This is a genomic window from Plantactinospora sp. KLBMP9567 (genome assembly GCF_033446045.1).
Lineage (GTDB): Bacteria > Actinomycetota > Actinomycetes > Mycobacteriales > Micromonosporaceae > Plantactinospora.
In genome coordinates, this window is sequence record NZ_JAWQRR010000009.1 from 76,470 (window position 1) to 89,234 (window position 12,765).

The following is a 12,765-nucleotide window of genomic DNA, read 5'->3' on the forward strand; positions in this document are numbered from 1 at the left end:
TTCGACCGGATCAGCTCGGGAACCGGATGGTCACGGTGGCGGTGCTCCGCTTGCCCTCTTCGCTGAGTTGGTAGCTGAAGCGGTCGGTGCGGCCGTGGTCGGCCCGGGGGCGGTAGACGATGCGGCGGTCGGATTGGATCTGGGTGGTTCCGTACCGGGGTGGGGTGGTGACGGCGATGTCGGCGTACCGGCTGGCGTGGTCGTTGCCGAGGACGTCGACGGCGAGGGGTCGGATCTCGGTGAGGTCGACTCGGTCGGTGTTCGCGTCCGGCGACCGGACCAGGGTGCCGGGGGCCCCGGTGCCCTGGTTGACGAAGTAGTCGACCCCGTCGGTGCCGTTCTCGGCGGTGCGGACGTCCAGCCAGCGGTCGCCGTCGGCGTCCACCACCCGGGCCGTCCAGGTCGTCCGCCCGACCGGATCGAGTTGCAGTTGCTGGACGGCGCCGCTGTGGTGGATCCGCACCACACCGCTGCTGCCGGTCGTGCCGGGCTCGCAGCCGTCGGTGTAGCTGACCAGCACGCCGTGCACGCCGTCCCGGTTCCAGTCGGTGAGCTGGACGGTCGGGGCGGTCACCGAGCAGTAGCTGATCGGGCCGGGGACGATCGTGGAGGCGTCGACGACCGGGTTGATCACTCCGCCCGGCCCCACCCCGTAGGGGCTCTCCCGGCCGCCCTGGCCGAACCGGCCGGCGCCGATGAACGTCGGACGGGTGATCGGCGAGGTGTAGAAGGTGCTGGGGACGAAGGCCGGCGGCTGGAGCACCATACGGCTGAAGTCGACGGTGGCCGGCGGGCCACCCGTCCAGCCGATGTAGAGCTCGTCGACCGGGTCGTCGTCGACGTTCAGCGCGACGCCGATGTCCGGGCAGTTGGGCGTGCCGCCGCCGTTGGGGGTGAGGTAGGTGTAGGCGACCGGGGGTAGGTAGACGCCGGACGCGCTGCCGTACTCGACGATGGTCGAACAGAGGTTCGGGGCGATCCGGCCGAGGGTGGCCGAGTCCTGGAGACCGTCGCCGTTGAAGTCGCCGAGCAGGGCCTCGTCGCGCGTCCCGGCCCGGGACTCCGGGCCCGGCAGGGTCAGTGCCGCGCCGGTGAGCATGACGGTGGTCAGGGCAAAACACTTGCTCCACATAGTGCTCCCCCTATGTAGTGCTATGGCGGACCAACCCGTATTTGGGACGCTAGACCGAGTTTGCCGGCATCGGCCGGTGCTGACCACGATCCGACACCGGACTGGCATGACGGAACCGCAGCTCAGGGGGTATGTCGTGATCAGCTCGGGAACCGGATGTTCACCGCCGCGCTGCTCCGCTTCTCCTCCCGCCGCAGTTGGTAGCTGAACCGGTCGGTCCGCCCGTGGTCCGGATCCGGCCGGTAGAGGATGCGCCGGTCCGACAGCACCTGCACGGTGCCGTACCGGGGTGGCACCGTGACCACCACGTCGGTGTCGGCGGCCACGTAGTCGTTGTCGAGTACGTCGATCGCCAGCGGCTTGACGTTGGTCAGGAAGACGGTGTCGGTGTTGGCGTCCGGCCCCTCGACGAAGCTGCCGTCGCCGCGCCCGATGAAGTAGCTGATCTCTCGGGTGGACAGGTTCTCGGTGCGTACGTCCGGGAACCGGTCGCCGTTGGCGTCCAGGACCCGCGTCCGCCAGGTGGTCGAGCCGGCCGGATCGAGTTCCAGGTGCCGGGCCGTGCCGTCGTCGAGCACCACGACCACCCCGTTGGCCCCGTCGGCGCACCCGTCGGTGTACGCGAGCACCGCGTCCGTCGCCCGGTCCCCGTCCAGGTCTCGGAGCTGGACGGCCGGGCTGCCCGCCGAACACCATCGCTCCGGGCCGAGCTGACCGACACCGTTCACGATCACGTAGGTGGCGAAGCCGCCGGCCCCCACCGAGTACGCCGTCTGCCGACCGTTGCCGATGAAGTCGGCGGTACCGAGATAGCTCGGAGTGATCGGCGAGCTGAAGGTGAGGATGGTCCGGAGGTTGTCGTCGATCACCAACCGGTTGTAGGTGAGCGAGGGCGGCGCGCCGGTGCTCCAGCCGAGCCAGAGTTCGTCACCGGCGTCTCCGTCGGCGTCGAAGCCCACCCCGATGTCCGGGCAGGAGGTGCCGCGACTGTCCCCGGGCCGGGCGTAGACGGTGGCCACCGGCGGCAGGTAGACGCCCGGACTGCTGCCGTAGCGCACGATGACCGAGCAGAGGTTCGGCTCGACCGAGCCGAGTACCACGATGTCCTGGAGCCCGTCGACGTTGAAGTCGCCGGGGATCGATTCGCCCGGGCCGGCGGCCCGGGCGGGTGATGCCGTGACCGTGGTGGCCAGCAGGGCTATCCCGGCGGCGGCGACAATGCGTTCGGTCCACATAACTCCTCCTGCACCGGATCGATCAGCTATCCGACCGGTCCTATTTGCGGACGTTAACCCCGTTCGTGGGCTCGGTGGCGGTGCTGACCGTGATCCGACAGCCCGACCGGCATGGAAGTATTCGCAGCTCACGGCCGTTCCGATGGTCTGCCGCGACGGTCCTCGGCCTTCCGGCGGCAGCGCGGAGCAGGTGTCCGCTGTCCGTGATCCGTGGATCGGCCATCGCTGTCCGCCGGCTTCCGTGGCCTCGTACCGGGCGGCAGGGCAACGCAGGGTCACCGGGGCCGCCATCTGCTGGCCCGGATCCACACCCCTCGTCATCGGGCCCGATCGCGTTGTCGATAGGTCACTAAGTCGTCATCCTGAGTAGTTTGTCGCGCTGTCGTGCCCCGCCGGCCACGGCCGACCGGGCGGGTGTGGCGGTCCCGGGGCGCGCTCCCGCCCGCGCCGTAGGCTGGGGAACGTGAGTCCCCGTCGCAACCGTCCGCGTCCCGACGACGCGCCGCCGCTGGACCGTACCCGGCTGGAGCGTGGGGTCGGCTCGGTGCAGACCTGGCGGGACGGCGAGTGGCAGGTACGCAACATCCCGGGCAGCGCCGCGACCAAGACGTACCGCTGCCCCGGCTGCGTCCAGGAGATCCGCCCCGGGGTGGCCCACCTGGTCGCCTGGCCGGTCGACGGTCAGGGCGACCTGACCGACCGCCGGCACTGGCACGCCGGCTGCTGGCGGGCCCGGGACCGGCGCGGCCCGGGGGTGGAACGCTCGCGCAGCGCCCCCCGCCACGGCTGATCCGCCGTGCACAACCCGTCCGTCCGGAACGGCTTACCGGGCCGATCCGAGGGATCTTCGTCACGCCGACCCGGGTTCGCTGCCCTGCCCGGCCGGACCGGGTAAGACTGATCCCTGTGAGTACAGCGATCCGCGCCGCCAGCATCCTGCCCGCCCGCCGGGAGGAGATCGAGCTGCACACCGCCGACGGCCTGCGGCTGGTCGGCGAGCTGGCGCTCCCCGCCGACCGGGACCCGGTCGCCACCCTGGTCTGCCTGCACCCGCTGCCCACCCACGGCGGGATGATGGACAGCCATGTCTTCCGCAAGGCCGCCTGGCGGCTGCCCGCGCTGGCCGACCTCGCGGTGCTCCGCTTCAACACCCGGGGCACCAGCAGCGTGCGCGGCACCAGCGAGGGGACCTTCGACGGCGGCGACGCCGAGCGGTACGACGTCGCGGCCGCGATCGAGTACGCCGAGTTCGCCGAGCTGCCGAACATCTGGTTGCTGGGCTGGTCGTTCGGCACCGACCTGACCCTGCGGCACGGCTGCGACCCGGGAATCGCCGGGGCGATCCTGCTCTCCCCGCCACTGCGCAGCAGCACCGAGGCCGACCTGGCCACCTGGGCCGAATCCGGCAAGCCGCTGACCGCGCTGGTCCCCGAGTTCGACGACTACCTGCGGCCGGACGAGGCCCGGCGGCGCTTCGCGGCGGTGCCGCAGGCCGAGGTGGTCGGCGTGCCGGGGGCCAAGCACCTCTGGGTCGGCGACGCCGAGACCGTACTCGACGAGGTGGTCCGGCGGGTCAACCCGGCGGTGCCGGTACCGCTGCCGTCGGAGTGGGACGGGCCGATGGAGACCGGCGACGCCAGCGCGTACGCCGACCGAACGGTGGCGGCCTTCGCCGACCTGCCGGCGCCGGGCGAGGAGCGCGACTGAACCGAGGGCTCAGCCGTCGGTGTCGGTGCTGCCACGCGGGCCGGGTGGCACCGGCTCGGTGACCTCGACCGGGGGCAGTCCGGCCGCCGGTGGCCAACCGGCCAGCCAGGTGCGGCGCTGCCGCCAGACCTCCCGCCAGTAGCCGGCCCGACCGGTCAGCCGGGCCGCGGTCGCCCGGGCGGCGATGCCGATCCGCAGCAGTGTCCGGCCCAGCGCCGCCCGGCCCGGTGCCCAGCGCAGCCGCTGGAAGGTGACCTGACCGCGCAGCAGCATCACCCGCTTGCCCGCGCTGGTCGAGGCGGCCCCGCCGACGTGCAGTACCCGGGCCGCCGGCACCAGCACCGGGCGGGCCCCGAGGGCGGTCGCCCGGAGGCAGAGGTCGAGATCCTCGCTGTACATGAAGTAATCCGGGGTGAAGCCGTCGAGCTGGGCGAAGAGGGACCGCCGGACCAGCAGCAGGCAGCCGGAGGCGGCCGGCACCCGGACCGGCGCGGACCGGTCCAGCCAGGGCAGCGCCTCCCGGTTGAAGAGCCGGGACCGGGGGAAGGCCTTGGACAGTCCGGTGGCGAAGCAGGTGAGCGTCCAGAGCGAGGGTGGGCCGAAGACCGAGTGCCCGTCGTCGCTGCCGTCCGCCGCGAGGGTACGCCCGGCGTAGATGCCGTGCCCGGGCCGGTCCCGGGTGAAGGCCAGCAGTTCGCCGATGACGTTGCCGACCGGTTCGGTGTCCGGGTTCAGCAGCAGCAGCCAGTCGCCCCGGGCCCGGGACGCGCCGACGTTGACCGCCCGGCCGAAGCCGACGTTGCGGGCCAGCCGGATCACCCGGGCCTCCGGGAAGGCCGCCTCGACCGCCGCCGCCGACCCGTCGGTCGAGGCGTTGTCGACCACGATCACCTCGTACGACTCGGCCGGGCAGGCGGTGCCCAGCGTGGCCAGCGCGGTCAGGATCAGCTCGCGGGTCTGGTAGGAGACCACGACCACGCTCACCACCGGCGTCACGGCGCCGCTCCGGTCACGCCGTCGGCCTCGGCCGGTCCCGGAGCCCGGCTGGATTCGTCGCGTCCCCACCGGTCACGGACCGCCGGTCGCCGCGCCGCCCCGGCGGCCAGCAGGGTCAGCCCGACGTAGCAGACCCCGGCCGGCAGCAGCCACGGCCGGGGCAGCACCACGTCGACCAGCCAGGAGGTCCGGCGGGCCCGGCGTACCTGGTCGTCGGCGGCGCGCAGGCTGGCGTTGCCGGCCCGGACCCGGCCGAGCCGGCGCAGCAGGTCGGCGGTGCGCCGGGGCGTGGCCACCACCGTCGCCACCCCGGCCACCTCCCGCTTCTCCGCCTCGGTGAACTGCCCGTCCAGGAAGAGGTCGTCGGCGACCACGTCGGGAAACCGGCCGAACCGGGCCCGGCCGGTCGCCGACAGCGCGATCGCGCCCCGGCCGAAGAGGGCGTTCCGGTACGCCGGGTGCCGCCTGTTGATCGCGTAGTAGGCGCGTACCAGCAGAGGCCGCCCGGTGGTGTCCAGCCGGCGGCGCGGCGCGGCGGCGAGTATCCCCGGCGCGGCGACCGCGGCGGCCAGGGCGCGGGCCCCGGCGGTGTCCAGTGTGATGTCGGCGTCGAGGTAGATCCGGGGAAAGCCGCGCACCGCCTCGTCGCCCGCGTTCAGCGCGGCCGGCTTGCCCGGCTCGGGAAGCTCCCGCACGACGACCCCGGGCACCGACCGGGCCACCGCTGCGGTGGTGTCGGTGCAGCCGTTCGCCACCACGACCACCTCGAACTCGCCCGGCTCCGCGTCGGCGAGCAGGGTCCGCAGGGTCCGGCCGAGCACCGCTGCCTCGTCGTGTGCGGCCACGACCACGCTCGTCACCATGGCGCCCGCCCGGTCAGTGCGAGCCGGATCCGCCGGGTGGCGTTGCGGCGCCGCAGCCGCCAGCCCTGGTATTCCCGCAGGTCGAGCGGGGCGGCCTGGACCACCCGGGCGGAGTGCCGCATCTGCTGCGTCCACTCCGCCACCGTCGTCACCCCGGTACGCCGGGCCGACAGCGGTCGGCGGGCCATGAAGTCGGCGTCGGTGCGATAGATGGTGTGCGGGCTGCGCGGGTCGTCCATGTGGTCCTCGGGCAGGAACGGGTGGTACCAGCCGTTCAGCCAGCCGAGCCGGGCGGCCCGCAGGCACCAGGCGGTGAACGTCTCGTCGCCGGCCAGCGGGCCGACCTGGGCCAGCGTCTCGCGTTTCATCAGATAGCCGCTGCCCTGCACCCAGTGGTTGCGGAACAGTTGGTGCCCGTTCGGGTAGTCCGCCAGCTTCGCCGCCACCAGCGCCTGGTCGACGTCCTCGGCGGGAAACCGCCAGGTGCCGATCACCCCGAACCCCGGCACGTCCTGGTGCGCCCTGCGCAGGATGGTCAGCCAGTCCGGGTCGGGCAGGCAGTCGTCGTCCACCTTGCTCAGGTACGAGCCGGTCGCCTCGCTCCACAGCCAGTTGGTGGGCTCGGTCAGCCCGGCGTTGACCGGGCTCTGCCGGAACCGGTGCACCCGCGGGTGGTGCCGGAGTTCCTCGACCGCCTCCAGCGTCGGCTGGTCGGTGCCGTTGTGCCAGAGCCACACCCGGGCGTCCGCCGGGCAGGTGTCGAGCAGGTGCGGCAGCGACAGCCGGACGTACTCCGGCCGGTCGTACGTGATCATGAGGATGTCGATGCCACCGTCGCCGGTCATCGGACCGCCCACCTCCGCTCGGGTCGACGGAGGTGGCCGCTGTCCGCGCCCCGCTCCGTCATGCCTGCGCCGCCGCCGGCACCGGCTCGGCTTCGTCGGGTTGCCGGACCGGCCGGCCCGACTCGATCCGGTTGGTGCGTTCCGCCCTGGTCAGCCGCCACAGCGCCCCGGTCAGGCCGAGCAGCACGTGCACCGTGATGAAGAACGTCGTGAAGTACATCGAGTCGAAGGTGAACCCGGAGACGCCGGCCACCCCGATCGCCACCGCCAGCACGGCTGCCAGGTCCCGGTCCCGGTCCGTACGGGCGAATCGGCGTACCCGGCCGGCGACCACCACTCCGGAGAGGAAGAGGACGGCGAGCCCGGCCACCCCGATGATGCCGCCCTGGACCAGGGTGGTCAGCCACTGGTTGTCCAGCAGCTGGTAGAGCTCCGGCAGGAAGGTGCCGACCCCGCGCCCCAGCCAGGGACGCTCCCGGATGAACGGGGTCACGTAGTCGTAGTCCTCGACCCGGGCCTGCACGCTGGGATCGTTCTCCCCGGCCAGCAGCAACGACTTGATCGCGGCCAGCAGGCCGGGCCGGGCTACCTGGATCAGCGCCGTCAGGAAACAACCCACCACCAGCACGTTGAAGGTGGTCCGCAGCGGCCAGACCAGGACGAAGAGCAGGATCGCGGCGCCCAGCGCGAGTACCCCGGTGCGGGACAGCGAGATCGGGATGACCGCGGCCTGGAACATCGCCAGCGCGCCGTAGATCTGCCGGTCCCGCCGGGTCGACGAGAACCGGGCGAAGTGGATCGCCACCACCAGGCCGATCACCATCAGCACGCTGAACTCGATGTAGTGCCCGGCGGTGCCGGCGACCCGGACCAGCCCGTCGCCGCCCCGGTCCCGGAACCCGACCACCTCCTTGTGGAAGGTCAGCAGCGGCGGCAGCTTCATGTACGTGGTCAGGTCGATCCGGGTCACGAACTGGACCAGCGCGACGAAGGCCATGAAGCTGGCGCCCCAGCAGAACCAGCGCAGCACCTTGTCGATGCGTTCCCGGGTCAGCACGCCGTCGGCGGCGGCGAGCAGGATGCCGGCCCCGGCGAGCGCCATCAGCAGGGTCCGCTCGGCGCCGTTCGCCTCCAGTACCGGCATCCCGCGGCCCTGCCCGGCGACGTACGACAGGAAGAGGGTGACCAGGTAGATCGCCATCGCCCAGCGCATCGGCTGCTGGCCCCGGGTGACCAGGGTGGGGTGCAGCCGGCTCAACGCCCACCAGACCAGCAGGCCGAACCCGACCATCAGGCCCGGCTTGCCCAGGTCGCTCAGTGGCGGGAAGACCAGCCGGAAGGGGAGCAGGTAGGCAAGCATGATCGACGCGATGACCGCGGCGGTGGCATCCGGGAAGTGGCGTACGGCGGGGGTGATGCCGTCGTACACCGTGTCGGACCGCCGCGCGGATAGGTAGGTCGGCACGTCGCTCGTCTCGTCCGTGCGCCGTCAGCCGGCGCTCGTGGGCTTCCCGGGGATCATCGGCCGGGATCGTCCACGACGTTCCGGGCGGTGGTGGTGAGCAGGATCGTCTCCTCGCCGGTGGACGCGGCAGCCCGTCCGTTGCCGCCCTGCCCGGCCCCCCGGTCGTGCGGCAGGTGCCCGCCGGCCCGCTCGTTGACCGGCGAACCCGGGTAGCGCTCGTCGGCGGGTGCTCCGGCGTACCGGTCGTCGGGCGGGGAATCGGAGTAGCGGTCGTCGACGGGCTGCGCGGCGACCCCGTCGTCGGGGGCGTAGGCGCCGCGCCGGGAGAGACGTTGGGTCGCCTCGCGGCCCGGACCAGGGGAGACCGGCGCGGCCCGGGCCACCGGGGCCGGCGAGACCGCTGCTGATCGTGGCGTGCCGACCACCGCCTGGCCGGCATTCACCGCCGGGCCGACGTTCCAGGCCATCGGGGTACGCGCGTCCCGGCGCTGGCCGAGCCGGGCGCTCGCCCGACGGCGGGCCACCGCGTCGTAGATCACGGCGCCGACCGCGGCCAGCAGGATGCCGATCGCCGTGATCACGACCTGTGCCCGCAGCACGTTGGAGCGGGACTGCACGATGTTCAGCCCGGGATCCAGCACCTCGGTGGTGATCTGTTCCCCCGGGTTGGGCCTGTACGGCGCCTGCTGCCCGGCGACCTCGTCGTGGATCAGTCGGGTCACCGCCTCGACGGTCTTCCGGGCGCTCTCCTGGCTCGTCGCCGTCACCGCCACGGTCAGGATCGAGCTGCGGGTCACCAGCCCGACCTCGTAGTCGGGGTCGCCGCCGGCCGCCGCGATCCTGCTCCGGGCGTCGTGCGCGGAGGTGGAGATCTGCACGGCCTGGGCCATCGCGTTCTCGCCGATCCGCAGCCACGGGTTGCCCGGCCGGGGTGTCGCGTTCGGCTCCGGGGCCGCCGCCGAGGTGGTCGGCGGGACGAGCAGGATCGCGACCTCGGTCTTGTATTCGGGCTGGATCGCCAGCCCGAATCCGAGAGCCGCGCCGAGCGTCACGACGACGATCGGAGCCGAGACGTACCACCGCCGAAACATGAGCTTCAGCAGGTCGAGGAGGTCCATCGGGCGGCCCTTTCGAAAGGCGCGGAAGTGCTGTGCGGATGGTCAGGTCGGCAGACGCGCGGCATCGGCCCCGTTACCGTGTGGAACTTCGTTGTAGTCGCTGAGCGACGGGCGGAGCAATCGATCCCACAGTCGGATGTACGACTTCACCTGGTGGTCCCAGGCGAGTTCGTCGACGAACCGCTGTCTCCCGGTCGCACTCATCGCCGCCCGGGCCTGTTCGTCACCGAGGAGTTGATCGATGGCCTTGGCGAACTCGTCCGGGCTGCCGGTCTCCACATAGCTCGCCGCCGCCTCGGCGGTACGCCGGGTCTCCAGCAGGTCGACCGCGACCACCGGTACGCCCCGGGCGACGTACTCCACCGTCTTGGCCATCGTGTACATCTCAGCCATCCGGCTCGGCAGGTCCGGCTGGATGGCGATCGAGGCGGAGCGGAGCAGCGCGTCGACCTCCTCGGCCTCCAGCCAGCCGGTGAACCGTACGACGTCGTCCACGCCCCGCTCGGTGGCCAGCCGGCGCAGCTCCGGCATGCTCTCGCCGTCCCCGGCGACCACCAGCTCCCAGTCGTCGGTGCCGCGCAGCCCGGCCAGCCGCTCGGCGGCCAGTACGGTGGCCTCGACGTTGTCCTGCGGGTTGATCACGCCGACGTAGACGACCTTCTGCCGGGGGCCGTCCGCGTCCCGGCCGTCGCCGTGCCGTACCTCCGCCAGGGCCGGGCCGTTGCGCACCACCACCACCTTCTCGGGTGGGCAGCCGCCCCGGCGCAGCGCCAACTCCCGGAACGACTCGTTGGTGGCGACCACGGCGGTGGCGGTACGCCAGGAGAGCCGTTCGAAGAGCCGGAGCATCCACAGCACACTCGGCCTGGGTTCCCCCGCCTTGCACTCGTAGAGTTCCGGGCTCAGGTCGTGGTGGTCGAAGACGAAGGGCCGGCCCAGGGCCCGCATCAGCAGCCCGACCACCCAGAAGACGTCCGGCGGGTTGCACGCCTGGACGGCGTCCACCCGGGTCCGCAGCATCAGCCCGAGCAGCCGGGTGGTGACGGCGATCAGTGCCCAGGCGAACTCGGCGGCGAAGGAGAGCACTCCCTTGCCCGCCAGCGGCTGGGGGAACGAATAGATCCCGGTGGTGGCGGTGCCGGGCAGCACCGTGAGCCGTCGTGGCCCCCGTGGGCAGATCACCGACGCCCGGTAGCCGGCCGCCTCCAGGGCCTGGCATTCCCGGATCACCCGGCGGTCCCGCTCGGCTGGCAGATTTACCACCACGATGACCACGTGGAGGCGTTGATCAGCCATCTCTAACTCCCATCCGCGCAGCTCGGACGACGTTTTCGATGGAAGGTCGCGGCGTACGCAATTACGCCGCGACCCGAATGAGCACGCTCTCGCGCCGGGCTATCCCTTACCGGCCCGGTGCCTACCAAGACATTGCTCTACCAACCCGGTCCGGGCAAGGACCGTGGATTGGTGGTTGTGTCGAGTTACTTACAAGGTCGCGACCGATCGTACGATTGTTCCTTCACTCGCTCATCCGCGTACCGGGGCGCAACGGCACGTCACTGACCTGATCAACACCAATTCGGCGGCATCGGGGAGAACCGTCGGGAGAGCGCGGTTTGCGTGATCTTCGTCCGGATTCGCGATTTGGCGCAGCCGGGTGGCAGGTGGTGCGCCGAAAACTACGCTGTGCCGACAAAGGTGAGCCGCCGTTCACAGCCGGGTTCGGAACTGCCGCTCGCCGCAGGGAGAGCAGCGCGCCGACCTCTCCACGAACGTGCACAACCTCTGGGACCGCGGCCGGCTCGGCCTCGCGCTGCCGCCGGACTTCCCGGCGACGCACGTCGTCAGCGCGCCCGCGACGGCACCCCGATCGCGGTTCCGCCCGGACGGTCCGTAACTCTTGGTGCTCACTTGAGGTGGGTGTCGCCGCCCGCCGGTTCTTGACCGACAGGCCCGGGTGTCGGCCGTGCAAACGGTTGACCAGGGAAGATGATCGGTCGTTAAGGAGCGCCCGGTCGGTTAACCGCCCTGGTCAACCTCGCGACAGCCCGCTCCGCTACGGACGGTGATCCTGGAGCGCGGCAGTCGCCGACGGTACGGCGGCGCCGTGGAGGGAGGCCGCCATGTCCCGAGCGGTACGGCGAACCTGGGCACTGAACCTGGCACTCGTGCTGGGCGTACCGGTCGTGGTCGGGCTGCCCCCGCTGGAACCCGAACCCGCGGCGGCGACCCCGCCCGGCTTCACCCAGCAGGTGGTCTTCAGCGGGCTGACCCGCCCCACCAAGCTGGTCTTCGCGCCGGACGGCCGAGTCTTCGTCGCGGAGAAGAGCGGCATCGTCAAGGTCTTCGACAGCCTGGCGGACAACACCGCGACGGTCTTCGCCGACCTGCGCCCGAAGGTGTACGACTACGAGGACCTCGGCCTGATCGGCCTGGCCCTGCCGCCGAACTTCCCGACCGACCCGTACGTCTACCTCAGTTACACCTACGACGGCGTGGTCGGCGGCTCCGCGCCGACCTACCACGACGACTGCCCGACGGTCGGGATCTGCAAGGCCAGCGCCCGGGTCTCCCGGCTGCGGGCCGGCGGTGACGTGATGGCCGGCAGCGAGCAGGTGCTGCTGCACGACTGGTGCCACCAGATCGAGAGCCACTCGATCGGTGACCTCGCGTTCGGCCCGGACGGGGCGCTCTACGTCGCCGGTGGCGACGGGGCGTCGGCGACCTTCACCGACTACGGGCAGGCGGGCAACCCGTCGAACCCGTGCGCGGACCCGCCCGCGCCGGCCGGGGGCGCGATGACGCCGCCGAGCGCCGAGGGCGGCGGGCTGCGGTCCCAGGACATCCGTACCCAGGCCGACCCGACCGGGCTCTCCGGCACGCTGATTCGGATCTCGCCGTCGGACGGGGCCGCGCTGCCGGACAACCCGCTGGCGGCCAGCACCGACCCGAACAACCGGCGGATCCTCGCGTACGGGCTGCGCAACCCGTACCGGTGGACGTTCCGGCCGGGCAGCAGTGAGGTCTGGATCGGTGACGTCGGCTGGCGTACCTGGGAGGAGATCAACCGGGTGGTCGACCCGGCGGTCGGGCCGGTCCGCAACTACGGCTGGCCGTGTTACGAGGGGAACGCGCCGCAGGGCGGCTACAACGCGGCCAACCTGTCGCTCTGCGAGACCCTCTACCCGCAGCCCGCCGGCACGGTCACCTCGCCGTACTACACCTACCAGCACAGCCAGCAGGTGGCGGCCGGCGACGGCTGCCCGACCGGCGGGTCGGCTCCGGCCGGGGTGGCGTTCTATCCGGGTGCCGGCGGCAGCTATCCGGCGGCGTACGCCGGGGCGCTGTTCTTCGCCGACTACTCCCGGGGCTGCATCTGGGCGATGCGGACCGGCGCCAACGGG

Annotated in this window: 10 protein-coding genes and 1 pseudogene; 3 read left to right on the forward strand and 8 right to left on the reverse strand. The window is 72.0% G+C overall.

The features are described from left to right. Positions 1–10: 10 nt before the first annotated feature. Both R6Y94_RS06210 and R6Y94_RS06215 read right to left on the reverse strand, forming a co-directional pair. The gene (locus R6Y94_RS06210; RefSeq protein ID WP_318394798.1) at positions 11–1,132 is read right to left on the reverse strand and encodes an Ig-like domain-containing protein; all 1,122 of its coding nucleotides are present in this window, start codon (positions 1,130–1,132) and stop codon (positions 11–13) included. A gap of 140 nt (positions 1,133–1,272) precedes the next feature. Beyond that, positions 1,273–2,367 carry an Ig-like domain-containing protein gene (locus R6Y94_RS06215; RefSeq protein WP_318394799.1) on the reverse strand — a complete coding sequence of 365 codons (1,095 nt, stop codon included), beginning with the start codon at positions 2,365–2,367 and terminating at the stop codon, positions 1,273–1,275. Positions 2,368–2,875: 508 nt separating this feature from the next. Between R6Y94_RS06215 and R6Y94_RS06220 the strand changes: the two genes are divergently transcribed. Both R6Y94_RS06220 and R6Y94_RS06225 read left to right on the forward strand, forming a co-directional pair. Then, a complete protein-coding gene (locus R6Y94_RS06220) occupies positions 2,876–3,157 on the forward strand; it encodes a hypothetical protein (protein WP_412102702.1) in 282 nt (93 codons plus the stop codon). A gap of 116 nt (positions 3,158–3,273) precedes the next feature. Beyond that, on the forward strand, positions 3,274–4,074 hold the full coding sequence (locus R6Y94_RS06225; protein WP_318394801.1) for an alpha/beta hydrolase: 801 nt from the start codon (positions 3,274–3,276) through the stop codon (positions 4,072–4,074). Positions 4,075–4,083: 9 nt separating this feature from the next. On the opposite strand, the gene R6Y94_RS06230 is transcribed toward R6Y94_RS06225, so the two are convergent. The 6 genes from R6Y94_RS06230 to R6Y94_RS06255 are packed head-to-tail and all read right to left on the reverse strand — an operon-like array spanning position 4,084 to position 10,657. After that, a complete protein-coding gene (locus R6Y94_RS06230; RefSeq protein WP_318394802.1) occupies positions 4,084–5,070 on the reverse strand; it encodes a glycosyltransferase family 2 protein in 987 nt (328 codons plus the stop codon). Next, entirely contained in the window at positions 5,067–5,933 is an 867-nt protein-coding gene (locus R6Y94_RS06235; RefSeq protein WP_318394803.1) for a glycosyltransferase family 2 protein, read from the reverse strand. Before R6Y94_RS06235 ends, R6Y94_RS06230 begins: the two co-directional genes overlap by 4 nt. After that, positions 5,927–6,778, reverse strand: coding sequence for a glycosyltransferase family 2 protein (locus tag R6Y94_RS06240; RefSeq protein WP_318394804.1), 852 nt, complete (start codon positions 6,776–6,778; stop codon positions 5,927–5,929). The genes R6Y94_RS06235 and R6Y94_RS06240 overlap by 7 nt, the downstream gene beginning before the upstream one ends. Before the next feature lie 58 nt (positions 6,779–6,836). After that, complete coding sequence (locus tag R6Y94_RS06245) at positions 6,837–8,243, reverse strand: O-antigen ligase family protein (protein WP_318394805.1); 1,407 nt, start codon at positions 8,241–8,243, stop codon at positions 6,837–6,839. A 53-nt stretch (positions 8,244–8,296) separates the two neighbouring features. After that, the gene (locus tag R6Y94_RS06250) at positions 8,297–9,361 is read right to left on the reverse strand and encodes a hypothetical protein (RefSeq protein ID WP_318394806.1); all 1,065 of its coding nucleotides are present in this window, start codon (positions 9,359–9,361) and stop codon (positions 8,297–8,299) included. Between the two features lie 42 nt (positions 9,362–9,403). Then, on the reverse strand, positions 9,404–10,657 hold the full coding sequence (locus R6Y94_RS06255) for a glycosyltransferase family 4 protein (RefSeq protein ID WP_318394807.1): 1,254 nt from the start codon (positions 10,655–10,657) through the stop codon (positions 9,404–9,406). An 827-nt stretch (positions 10,658–11,484) separates the two neighbouring features. On the opposite strand from R6Y94_RS06255, the pseudogene R6Y94_RS45035 reads away from it, so the two are divergent. Next, positions 11,485–12,657: pseudogene (locus tag R6Y94_RS45035) on the forward strand (PQQ-dependent sugar dehydrogenase); the annotation flags it as partial. Positions 12,658–12,765 lie beyond the last annotated feature (108 nt).

Excerpts from the sequence above, each read along its gene's own strand:
- R6Y94_RS06210 (WP_318394798.1), bottom strand. The coding sequence starts at position 1,132 with ATGTGGAGCAAGTGTTTTGCCCTGACCACCGTCATGCTCACCGGCGCG.
- R6Y94_RS06215 (WP_318394799.1), bottom strand. The coding sequence starts at position 2,367 with ATGTGGACCGAACGCATTGTCGCCGCCGCCGGGATAGCCCTGCTGGCC.
- R6Y94_RS06235 (WP_318394803.1), bottom strand. The coding sequence starts at position 5,933 with ATGGTGACGAGCGTGGTCGTGGCCGCACACGACGAGGCAGCGGTGCTC.
- R6Y94_RS06240 (WP_318394804.1), bottom strand. The coding sequence starts at position 6,778 with ATGACCGGCGACGGTGGCATCGACATCCTCATGATCACGTACGACCGG.
- R6Y94_RS06250 (WP_318394806.1), bottom strand. The coding sequence starts at position 9,361 with ATGGACCTCCTCGACCTGCTGAAGCTCATGTTTCGGCGGTGGTACGTC.
- R6Y94_RS06255 (WP_318394807.1), bottom strand. The coding sequence starts at position 10,657 with ATGGCTGATCAACGCCTCCACGTGGTCATCGTGGTGGTAAATCTGCCA.